The organism is Klebsiella sp. GB_Kp056 (assembly GCF_040064755.1).
In the GTDB taxonomy this organism is placed as follows: domain Bacteria; phylum Pseudomonadota; class Gammaproteobacteria; order Enterobacterales; family Enterobacteriaceae; genus Klebsiella; species Klebsiella quasipneumoniae.
The window spans coordinates 40,123-59,369 of the sequence record NZ_JBEAJA010000042.1; the positions used below are offsets into that span (position 1 = coordinate 40,123).

Consider the following 19,247-nt stretch of genomic DNA (forward strand, 5'->3'; position numbering starts at 1 on the left):
ATGTGGAGTTGTGGAAGCGGTCACAGAACGAAAAAAAGCCCCTGCCCTCGGCGAGGGAAGGGGCTGGGATCAAGCGCTGACGATTACTGCAGCAGCAGGTAGATAGAGGCGTCGCCGCGCTGAATGTTCAGCGCCAGCACGGACGGTTTGGCGTCGAAGATTTTCCGCAGATCGGCGATGTTTTTCACCGGCTGCTGGTTGGCCCCGACAATGATGTCGCCTTTCTTGAGGCCAATCTGCGCCGCCGGGGTGCCGGCTTTCACATTATTGACCACCACGCCTTTGTCCTGACCCTTGTTGCTCATTTCCGCCCCTTCAATCCCGTTGAAGATGGTGCTGGAGTCAACCTGGGTCTGGTTGCTCTGCTGCAGTTCGACGGTGACGGTCACCGGTTTGCCATCGCGCAGCAGGCCAAGCTCAACCTTGCTGCCGATAGGCATGGTGCCGACCTGAGCACGCAGTGCGGCGAAGCTGCTGATCGCCTTCCCGTTGAGGGAGGTGATCACGTCGCCGGCTTTAATGCCCGCTTTCGCGGCCGCCGATCCCGGCATCACCTGGCTGACGAAGGCGCCGCGCTGGGCGTCGACTTTCATCGCTTTCGCCAGCTCAGAGTTCAGTTCGGTGCCCATGATGCCGAGCTCGCCGCGTTTCACCTGGCCATATTTCACCATCTGCTCGGTCAGGTTTTTCACCATGTTGCTCGGGATAGCAAAACCGATACCGATGTTGCCGCCGTCCGGCGCCAGAATGGCGGTGTTGATGCCGATCAGCTCGCCGTTGAGATTCACCAGCGCGCCGCCGGAGTTCCCGCGGTTAATCGCCGCATCGGTCTGGATAAAGTTTTCGTAGTTTTCCACGTTCAGGCCGCTACGACCCAGCGCGGAAACAATCCCGGAGGTCACGGTTTCGCCCAGACCGAACGGGTTACCGATAGCCACGGTGTAGTCGCCGACGCGCAGCGCGTCAGAGTCGGCAAGCTTAATTGCCGTCAGGTTTTTCGGATCCTGAATCTGAATCAGCGCGATATCAGAGCGCGGATCTTTACCCACGACTTTGGCATCAAACTTACGACCATCGCTCAGCTGGACCTTAATCGTGGTGGCGTTGTCCACGACGTGGTTGTTGGTCACCACATACCCTTTGGCCGCATCAATAATCACGCCGGAGCCCAGCGCCATGAATTTTTGCTGCTGGCCGCCGTCAGGCTGACCGCCCTGTCCGCCGCCCTGGCAAAACGGCGAACTCTGGAATGGAGAACCATCCTGGCAGAACGGCGAGTTATCGCCAAAGAACTGCTGGAAGTTACGCGGCATCCGTGGGGTATTAACGGTGGTGCTACCTTCAACGTTAATGCTCACCACCGACGGCATCACTTTCTCCAGCATCGGGGCCAGGCTTGGCATCTGCTGCGCGTTAGTGGCCGAAGATGCCGTTTCCGCCGCGCTCGCAGAGAGCGGGGACAATGCCAGACCTAAACTCAGAGCCAGTGCACTCATTGCTAACGTGGTTTTTTTCATCAGTTTCAATCTCAATATCAGAAAACGAAAGTTGCTGTGTACGTGACTATCAGAGTCATTTTATAGCGCTAAGTTCCGGAATTAAGTTTCTGGAAAAAGTAAAAATTTATTGTCCATCTTTACAAAACTCCAGCCTATTCCACCGCCATCAGTCGTCGATATTCATCCCACGCATATAAATCCGTCATCCCGCTGATATAATCCTGAATCAGACGGCAGCGATAATAGTATTCCATCAGCGCAAATTCAGGCGCTGTGCGCGCGAGCTTATTTACCGCTTCCACATAGGCCAGCCGGTGGCGGGTTGAAAGTTTCTGATACAGCCGGGAGGCAATGGGTAAACGCCGTACCCGCTCCTGCGCCACTAATTCGCTGAAATCCTCCAGTGATAATTTCAGCAGCGGCTGATAGATATCCAGCAGGCCGCTGATCACCCGGTAGCCCTGCAATTCCAGCTGCTCGACATCCGGATGGCTAAACACCTGTTTAATCGCTACATTTTTATAAAGCTCCAGCAGCTGACTGCAATCGCTGTCGTCCTCGAGCAGCGCATGATTAAAGTCGCCCGTAAAGATGGCCGGCAGGTTGTCAATAAATCGGCGCGCCGCGTAGGGCACCAGCTTATTCAGCGTGTTCACCCGCAAATACATAAAAAACTGATCTTCCGCGCTCTGCTTCAGGGAATTGGCTCGTGATTTCTCCCAGGCATTTTCCACCACCTGCGAGAATAACGATCCTTTTTCATGGCTGCCCCAGGCGTCGTAAAGATGCTGATAAAGCTGCTCAGCGCTGAAAATACGTTTTTCCACCGCGTCCTCGAGATCCGCGACGCAATATGAGATGTCATCCGCGGCTTCCATAATCCAGGTTAATGGGAACCGATTGTAAGGCGCCAGATCCAGTTCTTTACGCAGGCGCGCCACATACTCCTCTTCGGCTAAATAGTAGCCAGGCTTCTTCATTAAATAACTGTGGCTGGCTGGCGTCGCCTCGGACCACCACGCCGGACGAGTATATTTCAGAATACAGCCGACCTGCGCCCAGGTCAGATTCATGCGCATCAGCGTATGGACCAGACGAATGCCCTGGGCGTTGCCCTCAAAGCAGCAGAGATCCTGGCGCACTTTGCGGCGCAGCGCGTTAAGCGACGTTTCCCCCTCCTGCAGGCGTAATGCCTGCACTTCACAGCGATCGTCGGTCAGCGGCTGCCCGAGCGCATCGCCGGGCGCCAGACGCTGGCGGAACCAGTCGTTAATCGCCGCCTCGCCAAAATGGCCAAACGGCGGGTTGCCGATATCGTGCATCAGGCAGGCCATCTCCACGACGCTCTCGAATGGCCCGGTCAGCTCTTCCAGGCCATACTCTTCCAGCAGCCTCTGCTCTTTCAGCCGGCTCAGTACCTCTTTGGCGATATAACGCCCCACCTGCTGCACCTCCAGCGAGTGGGTCAGACGGGTACGCACCGCTGCGTTGCGCTCCAGCGGGAAGACCTGAGTTTTTTGCTGTAAGCGACGGATGGCCGGCGAGTTGACGATCCGTCCCCGATCGCTTTCGAAGATCCGCAGGATGTCGCGCTCCGTCTCGACACGCGGCGGCGAACGGAAGCGTCGACGCCAGTTTATCTTGTTGCGAAAATCAATCTTTGCCATAGCCTCTCCCGCGCGAGCAATACGCTTCCCCTTAAGCGCATGATAGACTATGCAACTAAACCTGACACATCGCGAGTAAATCTATGAAAATTGGCATTATTGGCGCTATGGAAGAGGAAGTTACCCTTCTGCGCGACAAAATCGAAAACCGCCAGACTATCACTATTGGCGGGAGCGAAATCTATACCGGCCAACTTCACGGCGTTGACGTCGCGCTGCTGAAGTCTGGTATCGGGAAAGTGGCGGCGGCGATGGGCGCGACCCTGCTGCTGGAGCGTTGCCAGCCTGACGTGATCATTAATACCGGCTCAGCCGGCGGCCTGGCGTCGACGCTGAAGGTCGGCGATATCGTCGTCTCCGATGAAGCGCGCTACCACGACGCCGACGTCACCGCCTTCGGTTATGAGTACGGCCAGCTGCCTGGCTGCCCGGCGGGCTTTAAAGCGGACGAAAAACTGGTGGCCGCCGCGGAGAGCTGCATTAACGCGTTAGATCTCAATGCCGTTCGCGGCCTGATCGTCAGCGGCGATGCCTTCATTAACGGCTCTGTCGGTCTGGCGAAGATCCGCCATAATTTCCCGCAGGCGATCGCTGTGGAAATGGAAGCGACCGCTATCGCTCACGTTTGCCATAACTTTAAGGTTCCCTTCGTGGTGGTTCGCGCCATATCCGATGTGGCCGACCAGCAGTCTCACCTCAGCTTTGAGGAGTTCCTTGCGGTCGCCGCCCGACAGTCCACCCTGATGGTGGAGAATCTGGTCCAGAACCTGGCACGTGGCTAAGTCGCTCTCCTTCGCGCTTGCCGCGCTGCTGTTACTCGCCCCGGCGTGGCTGCTGGCCGCGCCGCGGGTGATCACCCTCTCCCCCGCCAATACCGAACTGGCCTTTGCCGCCGGGATCACGCCGGTCGGCGTCAGTAGCTATTCCGATTATCCGCCGCAGGCCAAAACGATTGAGCAGGTTGCCAGCTGGCAGGGGATGAACCTGGAGCGCATCGTAGCGTTAAAGCCAGACCTGGTGCTGGCCTGGCGCGGCGGTAATGCCGAACGTCAGGTTAACCAGCTGCAGTCCCTGGGGATCCACGTCCTCTGGGTGCAGACTTCGACCATCGAAGAGATCATCGCCACCCTGCGTCAACTGGCGAAGTGGAGCCCGCAACCGGAAAAAGCGCAGCAGGCGGCGCAGGCGATGCAGCAGGAATACGATGCGCTGAAAGCGCGCTATGCCAGCGCGCCGAAGAAACGCGTCTTCCTGCAGTTCGGTTCCGCCCCGCTGTTCACCAGCGGCCCCGGCTCGATTCAGGATCAGGTGCTGAGGCTGTGCGGCGGCGAGAATATCTTTGCCGCCAGCCGCGTTCCCTGGCCGCAGGTGAGCCGCGAACAGGTGCTGGCCCGTCAGCCGCAGGCGATTGTGGTGACCGGCGACGCCAGCCGCATCGCCGAGGCGCAGCGCTTTTGGCAACATCAGCTCACCATTTCGTTGATTGCGTTACACAGCGACTGGTTTGAACGCGCAAGCCCACGTATTATCCTCGCCGCCAAACAACTTTGTGCGGCGCTCGACCAGGTAAAATAACCATCCGGTAAAGCGGATGTTCAGTGGGAATCAACGATGCTTGTCTATTGGCTGGATATTATTGGCACGGCCGTTTTCGCGATCTCCGGCGTTCTGCTGGCCGGAAAATTACGCATGGACCCGTTTGGCGTGCTGGTGTTAGGCGTGGTGACGGCGGTGGGCGGCGGAACCATCCGCGACATGGCGCTGGCGAATGGCCCGGTATTCTGGGTCAAAGATCCCACCGATCTGGTGGTGGCGATGGTCACCAGCATGCTGACCATCCTGCTGGTCCGCCAGCCGCGCCGGCTGCCGAAATGGATCCTGCCGGTGCTCGACGCCGTCGGTTTAGCGGTGTTTGTCGGCATCGGCGTGAATAAAGCCTTTCTCGCCGGCAGCGGCCCGCTGGTAGCGGTATGCATGGGGGTGGTGACCGGCGTTGGCGGCGGGATAATCCGCGACGTGCTGGCGCGCGAAATTCCTATGATTCTGCGCACCGAGATCTACGCCACCGCCTGTATTGTCGGCGGCATTGTCCACGCCACCGCGCACGACACCTTCCATCTCCCGCTGGAGAATTCGGCGATGATGGGGATGGTGGTGACCCTGGCGATCCGGCTGGCGGCGATCCGCTGGCATCTGAAGCTGCCGACATTTGCCCTGGACGATAACGGACGGTCATAAAAGCAAAACGGTAACCCTGAGGTTACCGTTTTTAGCGTTGGCGCCCTCTCGCTGCGAGAAAAAGCCCCCTGCCGCGCTCGCTTTAAACGCTGAACGAGGACCCGCAGCCGCAGGTGCTTTTCGCGTTCGGGTTGGTCACGATAAAGCGCGAACCTTCCAGCCCTTCGGTATAGTCGACAGAGCCGCCGACCAGGTACTGCAGGCTCATCGGGTCAACCACCAGGCCGACACCCTGTTTCTCAATGGTCATATCCCCTTCGTTCACCTGATCGTCGAAGGTGAAGCCATACTGGAAACCGCTGCAACCGCCGCCGGTGATATACACGCGCAGTTTCAGGTTCGGATTATCTTCATCCGCAATCAGGTGTTTTACTTTATTGGCTGCGGCTTCGGTAAACTCCAGCGGCAACGCTACGTCATCACTCATTTTTTGCTCCCATTGATACTTCCGGCCGGTTAAAGAATAACCGGACCTTTTGAGCCATTATCTAATACCCTGGTAAATCGTTCAAGTATTCTCCCGGGGTGCCTGCTGCGCTTTTGCCGCCTGCTCGGCCTCCTGCTTCGCCAGAGTACGTTGCAGAATGGTCGAATACAAAGGCTTACCGCCGAGGAATTGCGCCAGTAGTGTTGCGCCAAGGCAGGTAATAATCATTGGCAAAATGAGCTGATAGTTATCGGTCATCTCCAGCACCAGCACAATCCCGGTCAGCGGCGCGCGCACCGAGGCGGCGAGCAGCGCCCCCATACCGGCGATGGCGAAGGTGCCGGCATCGAGATGGTAGGACGGAAACAGCGGAATAGCCGCCATGCCGAACGCCGTGCCCAGCAGCGTGCCGAGCGCCAGCATCGGAGCGAAAATGCCGCCCGGCGCGCCGGAAGAGAAGCAGATCAGCGTGGTCACCACGCGGGCAATAAAGATGAACAGCAGCAAACCGACGGAGAAGTTACCGGCGGCGGCGATGGGGATCAGGTTAAAGCCACCGCCCACCGCGGAGGGCTGCATCAGCCCCAGCAGGCCGCAAAGCCCGCCGATGACCCCGCCAATTAACACCCATTTTTTGATGTTGCCGCCGTGAATGCGCTGGAACAGATCCTGGGTGCGTAGCACCAGAAAATTAAACAACGGGCCAAAGCAGCCAAACAGCATCCCCAGCACCAGGTACAGCCACAGGGTATTCACCGGGGCATTGCTCAGCTTGCCCACCTCTATAATTGCCGCCTCGCCGTTGAAAATGCGAAACACAATGCTCGACATGATCACGCCGGTAAATACCGCTTTAATGGAGATCAGGTTGTAGCGGAACTGCGGGCGCATCTCTTCGATGATAAACAGGATACCGGCCAGCGGCGCGTTAAAGGCCGCTGAGAGCCCCGACGCCGCACCGGTCGCCAGCAGCGTGTGCCGCGCTTCCGGACTGCGCATGCGGAAAATATCCAGCACCATGCGTCCAATGTTGCCGCCAAGCTGCACCATCGGCCCCTCGCGTCCCAGCACCATTCCGGCGCCCAGGGTCCCCATGCCGCCGATGAATTTCACCGGCAGCACGCGCCACCAGCGCACCGGCCGCAGCTCCTCCAGCGCCCCTTCGATTTCCGGGATCCCCGATCCGCCAGCCTCCGGCGCAAAACGGCGCACGAGGAAATAGCCGACCATCGCCAGCAGCGCCGACAAGATAAACGCCAGCGGCCAGACCAGATACCAGTGGTCCGCCACCTGCGCCAGCGCGCCGATCCGCTGGTTCTGCACCCAGTTCACGCTCTTTTCAAACGCCACGCCCACCAGCCCGGCCAGCGTGCCGACCACCGCCGCCATAAACAGCACCGCCAGCGGCGTTTTATCGCGCTGAATCAAACGGCGCACCGCATCGCCGCGACGCACCCGCACGAACTGATGTGCTTCAAAAGAGGGAGTTTCTGCTTTCATGCCATTATCAATTATTGGTAATACAAATGAAGAGAGAGGCATTTTAGCCGCCCCGGCGCGCTGCGTCGTCAAAAAAATGCCCTTGCGGCACATTGTTTCAATTGGGCAAAACTTTCATAACCATCCTGGAATAACTTAGAATAGCCGATAAAACATTTTTCACGAACCAGGACCCTGGCCATGAGCAAATCTGAAAATCTGTACCACGCTGCGCGTGAACTGATCCCCGGCGGCGTTAACTCGCCGGTCCGCGCCTTCACCGGCGTCGGCGGCACCCCGCTGTTTATCGAACGCGCGGATGGCGCTTACCTTTATGACGTGGATGGGAAAGCCTATATCGATTATGTCGGCTCCTGGGGTCCGATGGTGCTGGGCCACAACCATCCGGCGATCCGCAACGCGGTGATCGAGGCGGCGTCCCGCGGCCTGAGCTTTGGCGCGCCGACCGAAATGGAAGTAAAAATGGCGGCGCTGGTGACCGAGCTGGTGCCGACCATGGATATGGTGCGCATGGTGAACTCCGGTACCGAAGCCACCATGAGCGCGATTCGCCTGGCGCGCGGTTTCACAGGCCGCGACAAGATCATCAAGTTCGAAGGCTGCTACCACGGCCATGCCGACTGCCTGCTGGTGAAAGCCGGTTCCGGCGCGCTGACCCTCGGCCAGCCGAACTCGCCGGGCGTGCCGGCTGATTTCGCCAAACATACCCTGACCTGCACCTATAACGACCTCGCCTCCGTGCGCGCGGCGTTCGAGCAGTATCCGCAGGATATCGCCTGCATCATCGTCGAGCCGGTCGCCGGGAATATGAACTGCATACCGCCGCAGCCGGAGTTCCTGCCGGGCCTGCGCGCGCTGTGCGACGAATTTGGCGCCCTGCTGATCATCGACGAAGTGATGACCGGCTTCCGCGTGGCGCTGGCGGGCGCGCAGGCTTATTACGGCGTGGAGCCGGATCTGACCTGTCTCGGGAAAATCATCGGCGGCGGGATGCCGGTAGGCGCCTTCGGCGGCCGTCGCGAGGTGATGGACGCGCTGGCGCCCACCGGTCCGGTCTACCAGGCCGGAACCCTCTCCGGTAACCCGATCGCCATGGCCGCCGGCTTCGCCTGCTTAAGCGAAGTGGCGCAGCCGGGCGTGCATGAAACCCTCACCGAGCTGACCAACCAGCTGGCGCAAGGCCTGCTGGATGCGGCGCGTGACGCCGGGATCCCGCTGGTGGTCAATAACGTCGGCGGCATGTTCGGCATCTTCTTTACCGATGCCGAAACCGTCACCTGCTATCAGGACGTAGTGAAGTGCGATGTCGAACGCTTCAAGCGCTTCTTCCATCTGATGCTGGAGGAAGGCGTGTACCTGGCGCCGTCAGCGTTTGAGGCTGGCTTTATGTCCGTCGCCCACAGCGAAGAAGATATCGACAATACCATCGACGCCGCGCGTCGGGTATTTGCCAAACTGTAAGGTGCTTGAATGCCTGGTGACGCAGGGATTTTCCCGGATGCGGCGCATTGCGCCTTATCCGGGCTACCAAATCGCACAGCACTGTAGCCCCGGTAAGCACTAGCGCCACCGGGGATGTTGAGGCCATCCGGGATCGTTAGCGGCTCTGCTTCCTCAGCAAATAGATAAAGTACGGCGCGCCGATAAAGGTCGACAGCAGCCCCGCCGGGATCTGGTACGGGAACATGATCATCCGTCCGCACCAGTCGGCGAAGACCAGCAGCAGCCCGCCAGTCAGTCCGGAGATCACCATATGCGGCAGCGTTCGCCGGAAGCCCATCATGCGCGCAATATGCGGCGCCATCAGCCCGACGAAGCTCAGCGGGCCGATGGTCAGCGTCGCCGCCGCCGTCAGGCATGCCGCCAGCAGCAGCAGAACAATCCGCGATGACGTCAGCGCCATACCCACCGCCCGCGCCGCCTCCCCGCCCAGCGGCAGGATGGTTAACCAGCGGCGACAGAGCGGCGCCAGCGCCAGCAGGACCAGCATCACCGCGCCGCTGCGTACCACCCTCTCCGGCGTCGCGCTGTAGGTCGACCCCGAGATCCACGTCAGGATCTGCGCCATGCGCGGATCGCCGCTGGCCTGCAGCATCATCAGCAGCATGGTGAAGGCGGTACTGAGCGCCATCCCCGCCAGCAGCATCCGATGCGGCGAGAAACCGCCCCGTCCGGCGGCCAGCATAATGATCAGCAAAGTGGCCGCCGCGCCAAGGCTCCCGGCCGGCAGCAGCCAGCCAAAGGCGTCGCCAGGCACGAAGAACAGCATCAGCACCACGCCAAAGGCGGCGCCGGAGCTGATGCCCAGCACTTCCGGGCTGGCCATCGGATTGCCGGTCAGGCGCTGGATAATACAGCCGGCGACCGCCAGCATCACCCCGGCGAACAGCGCCGACAGCACCCGCGGCCAGCGCCAGGGCAGCAGTTGCTCCAGCAGATCGCCGTGAGCCCACAGCCAGCCGTGGGCATCGCGACCAAAGGCCAGCGCTACGCTCATCGCCAGCAGCAGCAACGCGACGCCCCCGAGAACAAACCATTGCACGTGATAGCGCTCAGGCTGCACATTATCGCCGCCGTTCATCACCGGGGCGCTGATGCTGCGCAGCCGCGGCAGCAGCCACAGCAGCAGCGGCGCGCCAATCAGGGCGGTGACCGAGCCGGTGGAGACTTCCCGCCATACCCGGCTCAGCCAGAGGATCACCTGATCGGAAAGCCACAGGAGCAGCGCGCCGATCAGCGCCGCCAGCAGCAGCCGGGCCAGCAGTCGACGGGCGCCGAGCATTTTCGCCAGCAGCGGCGCGAACAGGCCGATAAAGCCGATAATCCCGACCGCGTTGACCAGCAGCGCGCTCATCACGATCGCCAGCGTCAGGGCGCCGAGGCGCGCCAGAGACAGCGCCAGCCCCAGGTTGCGCGCCACCCCGTCATCGAGCCCCATCAGAGTCAGCGGACGCAGCAGCAGCAGGGTGAGTATCGCCCCGCCCAGCAGCTGCGGCCACAGGCGCTGCGCCACGCTCCAGTCGGTTTGCGTCAGCGTCCCGGTGCTCCACAGGAACATGCTCTGCAGCTGGTCGTGATGGAAAATCACCATCAGCTGGTTAAGCGCCCCGCAGTAGAGGCTGACCACCAGGCCCGCCAGGATCAGCGTTACCGGCGACAGACGCTTGCCCCAGGAGACGCCAAACACCAGCGCACCCACCAGACAGGCCCCGGCCAGCGCGGCAAACTGCGACGCCAGCACGCCGGGGATGGCCCACAGCGTGGTGACCGTTATCCCCAGCTGCGCTCCGGTGGCGACGCCAAGGGTGGTCGGCTCCGCCAGCGGATTGCGCAGCACCTGCTGGAACAGTACGCCGACCAGTCCCAGCCCGGCCCCCACCAGCAGTGAAACGGCCACCCGCGGCAGCAGGCTGTAATGAAACAGCATCTGGGCAATCTGATCGCTATCCGGCTGCCACAGCGCCTGCCGCCATTGCGCATAGGGCAAGGCGACATTGAGATTGACGATACTCAACGCGAAGGCGGCAACCAGCAGCGCGGCCAGCAGGATACTGGCTAACGGTGAAATACGCGTATTCATGCCGGACTCCCCTGGGCCTCGGCCAGCACGCGGGCAAAATGCATCGCCGACAGCGTCGCGCCATAGAACCATACCGCCGGAACGCGCTGGAAGCGCCCCGCGCGCACGAACGGCATCGCCTGCCACAGCGGGGTCGCCAGCAGCTGGGTCATCTCCCGCTCGTTACCATGATCAAAACAGATCACATCGGCCTCGTTAAACGCCGCCAGCCGGTCGATGCCAACGCTGACGCTGCCCCAGAACGCCGCTTCGCCGCGCCAGGCGTTTTTAATACCAAAGCGGTCAAGCACCTCCTGGAACAGGCAGTTTTCGCCAAACACCAGAACGTGGCGCGGATCGAGCAGGGAGATCATCAGTAGCGGACGGTCGCCGCGCCCGGCAAAACGCGGCTTCAGGCTCGCCATCAGCGCCTCAAACTCCGCCAGGTGGCGCTGAGCCTGCTGCGGTTTGCCCAGCAGGTCAGCCATCTCCAGCAGCGAGCGCTGAGCCATCGCCAGCGGACGTTTGCCGTCGCTAAAGGTGAATCCGCGGCCGGGGGCGATACGCGCCAGCTTCTCCGGCGACGGGCCGTAGCCTGCTGACCAGACGATAAACGACGGTTTCATCTGCGTCAGCAGCTCAAGATTGGGTTCAGTGCGCAGTCCGACATCGATCACCGAGTCGGGCAGCGCGGGCTCGTTTACCCACAGGCGATAGTTAGGGATATCGGCCACGCCGTAAGGCGTGACGCCCAGCGCCAGCAGCAGCTCCGCCGGCAGCCACTCCAGGGCGACCACACGCTGCGGGTCAACGTTCGCCGCCTGCGCGCCGCGCATCTGCCACAGCAGCGGCGAGAGCGCCATCGCGGTCAGCAGGCGACGTCGGGTTATCTGAGTCGGGGTCATCATTAATAGACAAAGCTTACCGGCGCCGCGCCGGCCGGGTGCGGCAGGATCCCCATCGGGATGCCGTAGATTTGTTCCAGGGTATCGCTGCGCATCAGTTCCGCCGGCGTCCCCTGGGCGATCATTTCCCCGCCGCGCAGGGCCACCAGATAGTCGCAGTAGCGGGCCGCCATATTAATGTCGTGCAGGACGGCGATCACCGTCAGGCCACGCTGCTGGCTGAGACGATGCACCAGCGCGAGAACATCAACCTGATGGGCGATATCCAGCGCCGAGGTGGGTTCATCGAGCAGCAGACAGCGGCTATCCTGCGCCACCAGCATGGCGATCCACGCCCGCTGACGTTCGCCGCCGGAGAGGCTGTCCACCAGACGATGGGCGAGCGGCTTCAGCCCTACCAGCGCAATCGCCTCTTCCACTTTCTCGCGGTCCGCCGCGCCAAAGCGACCCAGCGCGCCGTGCCACGGATAGCGGCCGATCGCCACCAGCTCGCGCACCGTCATACCTTCGGCCGGCGGCAGCTGCTGCGGCAGATAGGCCACTTTGCGGGCAAAGGCTTTGCTGCCCCAGCTCTCCAGCGGCTGGCCGTCCAGCAGCACATCGCCTGCGGAAGGCGGCTGATGGCGGCCAAGCATTTTCAATAACGTCGACTTGCCGGAGCCATTATGGCCGATCAGGCCTGTGACTTTTCCGGCCGGGAAGGTGAGCGAGAGCGGATGGAGCAACGTGCGGCCAGGCACACGGAAAGTGACGCGATCCAGCGCAAAGGTGGTTTCTGCGTGCGGAGTCTGTTCCTGCATAGCGATAACCTGATAAAGGGCGCGGCGAACCGCGCCCGTAGGTGGTTAGAAACGGAAGGTGGCGGTGGCGACGACCTGACGTCCGGCCCCCCAGTAGCAGGCGTATTCGCTGTAGCAACTGGAGACATATTCGCGGTCGAACAGGTTGTTGACGTTGACGCCGACCGACGAGCCCGGCAGGCCAAAGCGCGCCAGATCGTATTTCACCGTCGCATCCATCAGCGCATAACCGGCCACACTAAAGGCATCATTTTTCTTACCGGTGCTGGTGTCATTTTTGTAGTAGCTGACCGTTGAACCGATATAGCGCGCCCCGGCCCCAATCGTCAGACCGCTCAGCGCGGTTTCGTGGAAGGTATAATCCGCCCACAGGGAGGCCATGTTACGCGGCACTTCCGCCGGACGTTTGCCGTTGAACACCGTATCGTGAGTGTACTCCGCATCGGTGTAGCTGTAGGCTGCGGTGACGTTAATATTGGCGTTCACCGCCGCCTTCGCCTCCAGCTCAAGGCCGCGGGAGCGGATTTCGCCGGTCTGGATGCTGAACGCCTGGTTAGCCGGATCCGCCGTCAGGTTCTTGTCTTTGGTCAGCTGATAGACCGCCGCGGTGACCACCACCGGCATATCTTTCGGCACATATTTCACGCCGGCTTCATACTGCTTACCGCGCGACGGATCGAACGGCTTACCGCTGCTGCTGGATCCCGATACCGGTTCAAACGATTCGCTGTAGCTGAAGTACGGAGAGATACCGTTATCGAACAGGTAGTTGATGCCGCCGCGCCAGCTGAACTGCTGGTCGTGGTTCTCCGCCAGGCTGTTGGTGGCGCGGGTTAACGTTGAGGTCGTGGCGTAATCGTAACGGCCGCCCAGGGTCATCACCCATTTATCCCACTCCATCTGATCCTGCGCGTACAGGCCAGTCTGCTCCATCCGGTTGAGCACCGCGTACGGGAAGGTGACCTGAATATTCGGGTTGCCGTACTGCGGATTGTTCATGCTGATGGGATCCGCCGTCCCGTAGTCGGCATCCACATCGTTACGCATCCGCGAGTAGTCCACGCCGGTCAGCAGGGTATGGCTAACCGCGCCGGTGGCGAAATCAGACTGCAGCTGAGTATCGACGGTGAAGGTGTTCAGGTGCTCGTCGGAGCGCACATAGGCGCGATTCATGTAGCCCGGCGCGACATAGCCGTTGCCGTACACCGAACGATAGAGCGTATGCACATCGGCATAGCGCAGGTTCTGCCGCACGGTAAAGATGTCATCGAACTGATGGGAGAAGCTGTAGCCCACCATCTTCTGGCGGCGGGAGATTTTATTATCCGCCTCGCCTTCGTTGAAATCGGTCGGCAGCTTATGCGCCTTACCGTTGGCGTCGTAATACGGCACCACGGTGCCTTCGCGCGGCAGCCAGCCGTAGTAGCCCGCATCCGGATCATTCTGGAAGTTGCTCAGGAAGGTGAAGTCGGTTTTATCGTCCGGACGCCAGCTAAAGGAGGGCGCCACCGCGTAGCGGGTCGATTTCGCCATCTGCTGCTGGGCATCCTGGCTGCGGCCCAGACCGGTCAGGCGGTAGGACCAGACGCCGGCATCATCAATGGCGTCGCTGAAGTCAAACCCGGTCTGCCACAGATTGTCGGTGCCCATCTTAAACTGCACTTCTTTCAGCGGCTCGGTGGTCGGGCGTTTGCTGACCATGCTGACGATACCGCCCGGGTTGCTGTTGCCGTACAGCACCGAGGTTGGCCCGCGCATCACTTCCACGCGCTCCAGGAAGTAAGGATCCATGGAGACTTCAGAGTAGTTATTCCCCTGCAGCTTCATGCCGTCCAGATACTGGTTGGTGTTGACGGTCGTCGAGGTGGTGAAGCCGCGAATGGTGACCACGTCATAGGTGGTCGAACTGCCGCGAGTGGAGAAGACGCTTGGCGTATAGGAGAGCGCCTCTTTTACCGTCGTCGGCTGGCGCATCTCCATCTCCTGGCGCGTCACCACCGACACAGACTGCGGCGTTTTTTCTATCGGGGTATCGGTTTTCGTCGCCGTGGCGGAACGTTTCGCCGCGATGGTCGGCGCCGGTCCCCAGGCGCTTTCCTGGGCGGCCGGGGCGGCAACGACGGTGATGGTTTCTTCTTGCTTCGGTTGTTCTGCTGCCTGTGCGTAGACAGACATGCCGCTAACCGCCGTGGCTACTACAGCTGCGACTTTACGCAGCGAGTGGTTTGGCTGAGCAGTTTTTGGACGCGCCATGGGTATATCTCTGATGAAAGTGAATGATAACGTAAACGAGAATTATTATTATGACGGGCGATATAATAGGCGAAACGTTGAAGGCAAGGCAAGCGATATGCCTGTCGCTGCGGGCTGAAGGCTGAATTAATAACCAGATAGTTATTATGGAGTTAAAGAGCCGTTAACTTTTTTACAGGCATAAAAAAACCCCTTAATACTTTCGTCTTAAGGGGTCTGGTCTTAGGGCTTAAATCAGTTACTGCCGAACATATCCTTGATCCAGCCCGCGACGCCGTCGCTCTTCTCCTGCTGCTTCGGCGGCTGCTGTTGCTGCTGTTGCTGCTGAGGCTGCTGCTGCCCGGACTGATTGAACGGGTTGTTCGCTTCCTGCTGCTGCAACTGCTGCTGCTGCATCATTTCGCCCTGGCGGCACAGCGCATCCGGCTGCGTCGTCCACACCGGCAGCGAACGCATACCGCCGCTGCAGACGAAGTTGCCGTTGCTGTCCACGCCCATGTCGACCACGTCCTCAGGCGCCGTCAGCACCAGCGGCGTTGGCGTCTGGTTCGCCAGATAACGCTGGTAAATCGACATCGCACCGCTGGCGCCGTACAGTTTGGTTGGCTGGTTATTATCGCGACCCACCCAGGTGATGGTCACCTGGCTACCGTCGATCCCGGCAAACCAGGTATCGACGTTATTGTTGGTGGTCCCGGTTTTCCCCGCCAGATGGAGGCCCGGATACTTCGCGCCCAGCTGACGCCCCGTCCCGCGCTGCACCACCTGCTGCATGGTCCACAGCGTCATGTAGGCCGCCTGGGCAGGCACCGCGCGCTCCGCCTGCGGGTAGCTCTGATACAGCACCGTGCCATCTTCCGCAATCACTGACCGCAGGGCGGAGAGTGGCGCACGGTTGCCGCCGCTGGCGATGGTCTGGAAGGCCTGGGCCACTTCAATTGGCGTCAGGTTCAGCGCGCCAAGCAGCATCGCCGGCACGGCGTTGAGCTGATTCTTCGGCGCCCCCAGTTTGGTCCAGGTATCGACCACCGCCGGCAAGCCCAGCGCCATCCCGAGGTTAACCGTCGGCACGTTCATCGAACGGGTCAGGGCATCCACCAGCATCACCTGGCCGCTGAAGCGACGATCGTCGTTCTGCGGCGACCAGGTCTGGCCGTTGGACAGGCGAATAGTCACTGGCGCATCGGCGATCCACGTATTCAGGCGATACTGGTTCGGCTGGCTCAGCGCGGTCAGATAGGTCGCCGGCTTGGCCAGAGAACCAATCGACCGTCGGGCCTGCATCGCACGGTTGTAGCCGGCGAACTGCGGCTCCGCGCCGCCGACCATCGCCCGCACTTCACCGGTAAAGCGGTCCACCACCACCATGGCGGTTTCCAGATCTGCCAGCTTGCGCTGTTTCTTCAGTACCGGGATCCCTTCGGTGGCCGCTTTTTCCGCGGCATCCTGCGCCACCGAGTCGAAGGTCGTGAAGATCTTCACGCCGGAGAGATCTTTCACTTTATCGCCCAGCTTCGCCTGCAGCTCCTGACGCACCATCTGCATAAACGCCGGCTGTGGTGAAATCACTCCGCCGCGCGGCTGCACGCCCAGCGGACGCGCGCTCAGCATGTCGTACAGCTCCTGGTCGATGACCTGCTGCTGCTGCAGCAGACGCAGCACCAGATTGCGTCGCTCAAGGGCCAGTTTCGGGTTGCGCCACGGGTTATAGACCGAGGCCCCTTTCACCATCCCCACCAGCAGCGCCTGCTGGTCGAGGCTCAGCTCTTCCACCGGACGGCCAAAGTAGTACAGGCTGGCCAGCGGGAAGCCGCGAATTTCGTTATCGCCGCTCTGACCGAGGTACACCTCGTTCATATACAGCTCAAGGATGCGATCCTTGCTGTAGCGGGCGTCGACGATCAGCGCCATGTACGCTTCGTTGGCTTTACGCCAGTAGGAGCGTTCGCTGGAGAGGAACAGGTTTTTCACCAGCTGCTGGGTCAGGGTACTTGCCCCCTGCACCGTCCGGCCTGCCGTCAGGTTCGCCAGCACCGCACGGCCGATGGAATAGAGGCTGATACCATCGTGCTCGTAGAAGTGGCGGTCTTCGGTCGCCAGCAGCGTATCCACCAGCAGGTCGGGGAAGCCGCTGCGCTTCACGAACAGACGCTGCTCGCCGTTCGGCGACTGCAGCATGGTGATAAGCCGCGGATCGAGACGGAAGAAACCGAACTGGCGGTTGTTATCCATATTCTCGATGGTTTCCAGATGGTCGCCATCGAAGGTCAGACGCGCGCGCACCTGCCCTTCTTTACTGTCCGGGAAATCGAACGGACGGCGGATCATCTCGATGCTGTTGGCCTGCACCGTATATTCGCCGGGACGCGTCATCGCGCTGACCTGACGATACTGGGTGGCGTTCAGCAGACGCACCATCTCGTTTTTGCTGATCTGCATGTCCGGCTCAAGGTTCACCATTCGGCCATAGACCGCGGCCGGCAGCTCCCAGACTTTACCGTCAATGCGGCTGCGGATTTTCTGGTCGAGGTAGACGCCATAGGCGGCAATCAGCACCGCGAAGACAATCCCCAGCTTGACCAGCAGCCACAGCCAGCTGCGCTTACGACGAGGCTTACCACCTTTGCCTTTGCCTTTTCTCGGCACCGGTTTCTCATCCTCATAATCATCGTCATCATACTCGTCGTCGTAGTCCTCTTCCCGGACCCGGCGACGGGTGACTTTCTGTTTTGTCGGACGTGAGGGTCTTCCCTTACGTCCGATAGGCTCGCGGTCATCTCCCGCCATGCTTTTTCTCCGCAACGTTCAGGCGCAAAGGCCTGATTCTCAATACTTCCCCTGTTCAGAGGAAGAAGAAATCTCTCAAATTAACGTCCTGGCTGCTTACCCTCGGGACGACAACCTGCTGGCGGGCAGAACGCGCCGCCCACCTTTCAAAGGGTTGGTTTGCTTCGTTTCACATGATACTAACAATAAAAATTCACCATAAAATCATTGTGTTAAACGCATCACTGGCAGAATGAGTCAGAACATAGCACGTAATGTTCAGGGCATACAGGATAGCACTAAAATGCGACATTCTTAACCAGCATTTTACCCCGTGCTCACGTAACAAGATGGGAAAGAGTATGTTTTTTAATAACATAAAAAATGACGCTCGCCCTGACGCCAAATGCGGCGACATCATCTGCCGCAGAAAATATATTTTCCGGCCGCCAATGTTTATTACTGAAAGAAGTAAAGGGGATTAATCGAGTTTGAGCCAATAAAAATGAGAGCCTGTTAACATTTATGCAGAATCATATTTTATGATGACACCAGGGAAATATTTGTTAAACTAGCGGCCAGTGATTCATTATTTTGATTACTCTACTATGCGCATTCCGCTTATATTTCCGCTTTGCGTGGTGGCCGTGCTCTCTGGCTGCCAACAGAAACCCGCCTCAACGCTCAGTCCGGCCATCAGTAGCCAGGCGCAGCTCGAGCAGCTCTCGTCCGTGGCGGCAGGAACGCGCTATCTCAAGAATAAATGTAATCGTAGCGATCTGCCCGCCGATGAAGCTATTTATCGCGCGGCGGTGAATGTCGGTAAAGCGCGCGGCTGGGGAAATATTGACCCGGCAACGTTAAGCCAAAATAGCGACCGGCTTTACCAACAGCTTTTACAGGACAGCACCCCGGAAGCCGCGCAGTGCAGTCAATTTAATCGCCAGCTTGCACCCTTTATTGCCAGCCTGCGCGGCGACTAAGCAAAATATCTTCAACGCGCATTTTATTGCGCGTGCCCCTTATTCGCCTTTCGGCTCCTCGTCAATTTTCCCGCCGGGCCAGTCCTCCAGCGCCGCGAGGGTAAAGGTCGTGCCGTTGAAGCTAAAGATCGTCACATCCTGCTGGATCTGCTCCACCACCAGATTGGGTAGCGGGGAGTCGCCCTCCGTCCACGCTTTGCCATTTAACACAATGCTGCGCTTTTCCGCTAACGAGGCGTAGACATGCGCGCTATAGCGCAGAGGCGGCAGCGTATCGCTGTCCACCACCGGCGCGGCGGGCGCGCTGGGTTTTGTCGCCGGCGGCGGCGTCTTTGACGCGGCCTCTCCGGCAGCGGTTAACGGCAGAAGCGCCGCATGCGCCACCGGCAAGGGCAGCGTTTGCGGCGGTGCCGGATGACGCCACTGCTCGCCGCCAAACCAGCCGAGCGCGAATAATAATCCGGCGTACAGCGGGATAATCCAGCCTGGGATCTGCACCATCCGGCCGCGGATCACCGGCGCGTCCGCCTGCGCGGAAGGCGGCTGATGCGCCACCAGCGGGGGGATCCCTCTTTCACTGTCATCACGAACAATCACCACGATCTCCTGTTCCCTCACGATAACGAGAAGGCGCCCTTACGGGCGCCCCA

Annotated in this window: 15 protein-coding genes; 5 read left to right on the plus strand and 10 right to left on the minus strand. The window is 60.2% G+C overall.

What is annotated here, in order from left to right; all coding sequences use genetic code 11:
• Positions 1 to 83 precede the first annotated feature (83 nt).
• Together degP and dgt are read right to left on the minus strand one after the other, a co-directional pair.
• Positions 84 to 1,517, minus strand: a complete 1,434-nt coding sequence (degP, locus tag ABLV52_RS09735; RefSeq protein ID WP_023292042.1) for a serine endoprotease DegP — start codon at positions 1,515 to 1,517, stop codon at positions 84 to 86.
• A 134-nt stretch (positions 1,518 to 1,651) separates the two neighbouring features.
• On the minus strand, positions 1,652 to 3,166 hold the full coding sequence (gene dgt, locus ABLV52_RS09740) for a dGTPase (protein WP_023292041.1): 1,515 nt from the start codon (positions 3,164 to 3,166) through the stop codon (positions 1,652 to 1,654).
• A gap of 83 nt (positions 3,167 to 3,249) precedes the next feature.
• On the opposite strand from dgt, the gene mtnN reads away from it, so the two are divergent.
• The 3 genes from mtnN to ABLV52_RS09755 are packed head-to-tail and all read left to right on the plus strand — an operon-like array spanning position 3,250 to position 5,404.
• Positions 3,250 to 3,948 (plus strand): 5'-methylthioadenosine/S-adenosylhomocysteine nucleosidase, encoded by a 699-nt coding sequence (gene mtnN, locus ABLV52_RS09745; protein ID WP_023292040.1) that lies wholly within the window; start codon positions 3,250 to 3,252, stop codon positions 3,946 to 3,948.
• The gene (gene btuF / locus ABLV52_RS09750) at positions 3,941 to 4,741 is read left to right on the plus strand and encodes a vitamin B12 ABC transporter substrate-binding protein BtuF (protein ID WP_023292039.1); all 801 of its coding nucleotides are present in this window, start codon (positions 3,941 to 3,943) and stop codon (positions 4,739 to 4,741) included. The genes mtnN and btuF overlap by 8 nt, the downstream gene beginning before the upstream one ends.
• 36 nt (positions 4,742 to 4,777) lie before the next feature.
• Complete coding sequence (locus ABLV52_RS09755; RefSeq protein WP_023292038.1) at positions 4,778 to 5,404, plus strand: TRIC cation channel family protein; 627 nt, start codon at positions 4,778 to 4,780, stop codon at positions 5,402 to 5,404.
• 82 nt (positions 5,405 to 5,486) lie between these two features.
• On the opposite strand, the gene erpA is transcribed toward ABLV52_RS09755, so the two are convergent.
• Positions 5,487 to 5,831, minus strand: a complete 345-nt coding sequence (erpA, locus tag ABLV52_RS09760; protein WP_002889275.1) for an iron-sulfur cluster insertion protein ErpA — start codon at positions 5,829 to 5,831, stop codon at positions 5,487 to 5,489.
• An 81-nt stretch (positions 5,832 to 5,912) separates the two neighbouring features.
• Positions 5,913 to 7,331, minus strand: coding sequence for a H(+)/Cl(-) exchange transporter ClcA (gene clcA, locus ABLV52_RS09765; RefSeq protein ID WP_032429103.1), 1,419 nt, complete (start codon positions 7,329 to 7,331; stop codon positions 5,913 to 5,915).
• A gap of 180 nt (positions 7,332 to 7,511) precedes the next feature.
• Between clcA and hemL the strand changes: the two genes are divergently transcribed.
• Positions 7,512 to 8,792, plus strand: coding sequence for a glutamate-1-semialdehyde 2,1-aminomutase (gene hemL / locus ABLV52_RS09770; RefSeq protein WP_017900647.1), 1,281 nt, complete (start codon positions 7,512 to 7,514; stop codon positions 8,790 to 8,792).
• Between the two features lie 136 nt (positions 8,793 to 8,928).
• Here the strand turns inward: hemL and fhuB are convergent, their stop codons facing one another.
• From fhuB to mrcB, 5 genes are all read right to left on the minus strand, one after another.
• Positions 8,929 to 10,911 (minus strand): Fe(3+)-hydroxamate ABC transporter permease FhuB, encoded by a 1,983-nt coding sequence (fhuB, locus tag ABLV52_RS09775; protein ID WP_130952974.1) that lies wholly within the window; start codon positions 10,909 to 10,911, stop codon positions 8,929 to 8,931.
• Positions 10,908 to 11,798, minus strand: coding sequence for a Fe(3+)-hydroxamate ABC transporter substrate-binding protein FhuD (gene fhuD, locus ABLV52_RS09780; RefSeq protein WP_032452786.1), 891 nt, complete (start codon positions 11,796 to 11,798; stop codon positions 10,908 to 10,910). Before fhuD ends, fhuB begins: the two co-directional genes overlap by 4 nt.
• Positions 11,798 to 12,595: a Fe3+-hydroxamate ABC transporter ATP-binding protein FhuC gene (gene fhuC / locus ABLV52_RS09785; protein WP_004204431.1), complete on the minus strand. Its 798-nt coding sequence runs from the start codon at positions 12,593 to 12,595 to the stop codon at positions 11,798 to 11,800. Before fhuC ends, fhuD begins: the two co-directional genes overlap by 1 nt.
• A 45-nt stretch (positions 12,596 to 12,640) precedes the next feature.
• Positions 12,641 to 14,848 carry a ferrichrome porin FhuA gene (fhuA, locus tag ABLV52_RS09790; RefSeq protein WP_348890319.1) on the minus strand — a complete coding sequence of 736 codons (2,208 nt, stop codon included), beginning with the start codon at positions 14,846 to 14,848 and terminating at the stop codon, positions 12,641 to 12,643.
• A 234-nt stretch (positions 14,849 to 15,082) separates the two neighbouring features.
• Positions 15,083 to 17,635, minus strand: coding sequence for a bifunctional glycosyl transferase/transpeptidase (mrcB, locus tag ABLV52_RS09795; protein ID WP_348890320.1), 2,553 nt, complete (start codon positions 17,633 to 17,635; stop codon positions 15,083 to 15,085).
• Positions 17,636 to 18,222: 587 nt separating this feature from the next.
• On the opposite strand from mrcB, the gene gspS reads away from it, so the two are divergent.
• The gene (gene gspS, locus ABLV52_RS09800; protein ID WP_023292031.1) at positions 18,223 to 18,597 is read left to right on the plus strand and encodes a type II secretion system pilot lipoprotein GspS; all 375 of its coding nucleotides are present in this window, start codon (positions 18,223 to 18,225) and stop codon (positions 18,595 to 18,597) included.
• 39 nt (positions 18,598 to 18,636) lie between these two features.
• Here gspS and gspB read toward each other — a convergent pair whose 3' ends face one another.
• Positions 18,637 to 19,194 carry a type II secretion system assembly factor GspB gene (gene gspB, locus ABLV52_RS09805; RefSeq protein ID WP_348890321.1) on the minus strand — a complete coding sequence of 186 codons (558 nt, stop codon included), beginning with the start codon at positions 19,192 to 19,194 and terminating at the stop codon, positions 18,637 to 18,639.
• Positions 19,195 to 19,247 lie beyond the last annotated feature (53 nt).

Excerpts from the sequence above, each read along its gene's own strand:
- degP (WP_023292042.1), bottom strand. The coding sequence starts at position 1,517 with ATGAAAAAAACCACGTTAGCAATGAGTGCACTGGCTCTGAGTTTAGGT.
- dgt (WP_023292041.1), bottom strand. The coding sequence starts at position 3,166 with ATGGCAAAGATTGATTTTCGCAACAAGATAAACTGGCGTCGACGCTTC.
- mtnN (WP_023292040.1), top strand. The coding sequence starts at position 3,250 with ATGAAAATTGGCATTATTGGCGCTATGGAAGAGGAAGTTACCCTTCTG.
- ABLV52_RS09755 (WP_023292038.1), top strand. The coding sequence starts at position 4,778 with ATGCTTGTCTATTGGCTGGATATTATTGGCACGGCCGTTTTCGCGATC.
- erpA (WP_002889275.1), bottom strand. The coding sequence starts at position 5,831 with ATGAGTGATGACGTAGCGTTGCCGCTGGAGTTTACCGAAGCCGCAGCC.
- clcA (WP_032429103.1), bottom strand. The coding sequence starts at position 7,331 with ATGAAAGCAGAAACTCCCTCTTTTGAAGCACATCAGTTCGTGCGGGTG.
- hemL (WP_017900647.1), top strand. The coding sequence starts at position 7,512 with ATGAGCAAATCTGAAAATCTGTACCACGCTGCGCGTGAACTGATCCCC.
- fhuB (WP_130952974.1), bottom strand. The coding sequence starts at position 10,911 with ATGAATACGCGTATTTCACCGTTAGCCAGTATCCTGCTGGCCGCGCTG.
- fhuD (WP_032452786.1), bottom strand. The coding sequence starts at position 11,798 with ATGATGACCCCGACTCAGATAACCCGACGTCGCCTGCTGACCGCGATG.
- fhuC (WP_004204431.1), bottom strand. The coding sequence starts at position 12,595 with ATGCAGGAACAGACTCCGCACGCAGAAACCACCTTTGCGCTGGATCGC.
- fhuA (WP_348890319.1), bottom strand. The coding sequence starts at position 14,848 with ATGGCGCGTCCAAAAACTGCTCAGCCAAACCACTCGCTGCGTAAAGTC.
- mrcB (WP_348890320.1), bottom strand. The coding sequence starts at position 17,635 with ATGGCGGGAGATGACCGCGAGCCTATCGGACGTAAGGGAAGACCCTCA.
- gspS (WP_023292031.1), top strand. The coding sequence starts at position 18,223 with ATGCGCATTCCGCTTATATTTCCGCTTTGCGTGGTGGCCGTGCTCTCT.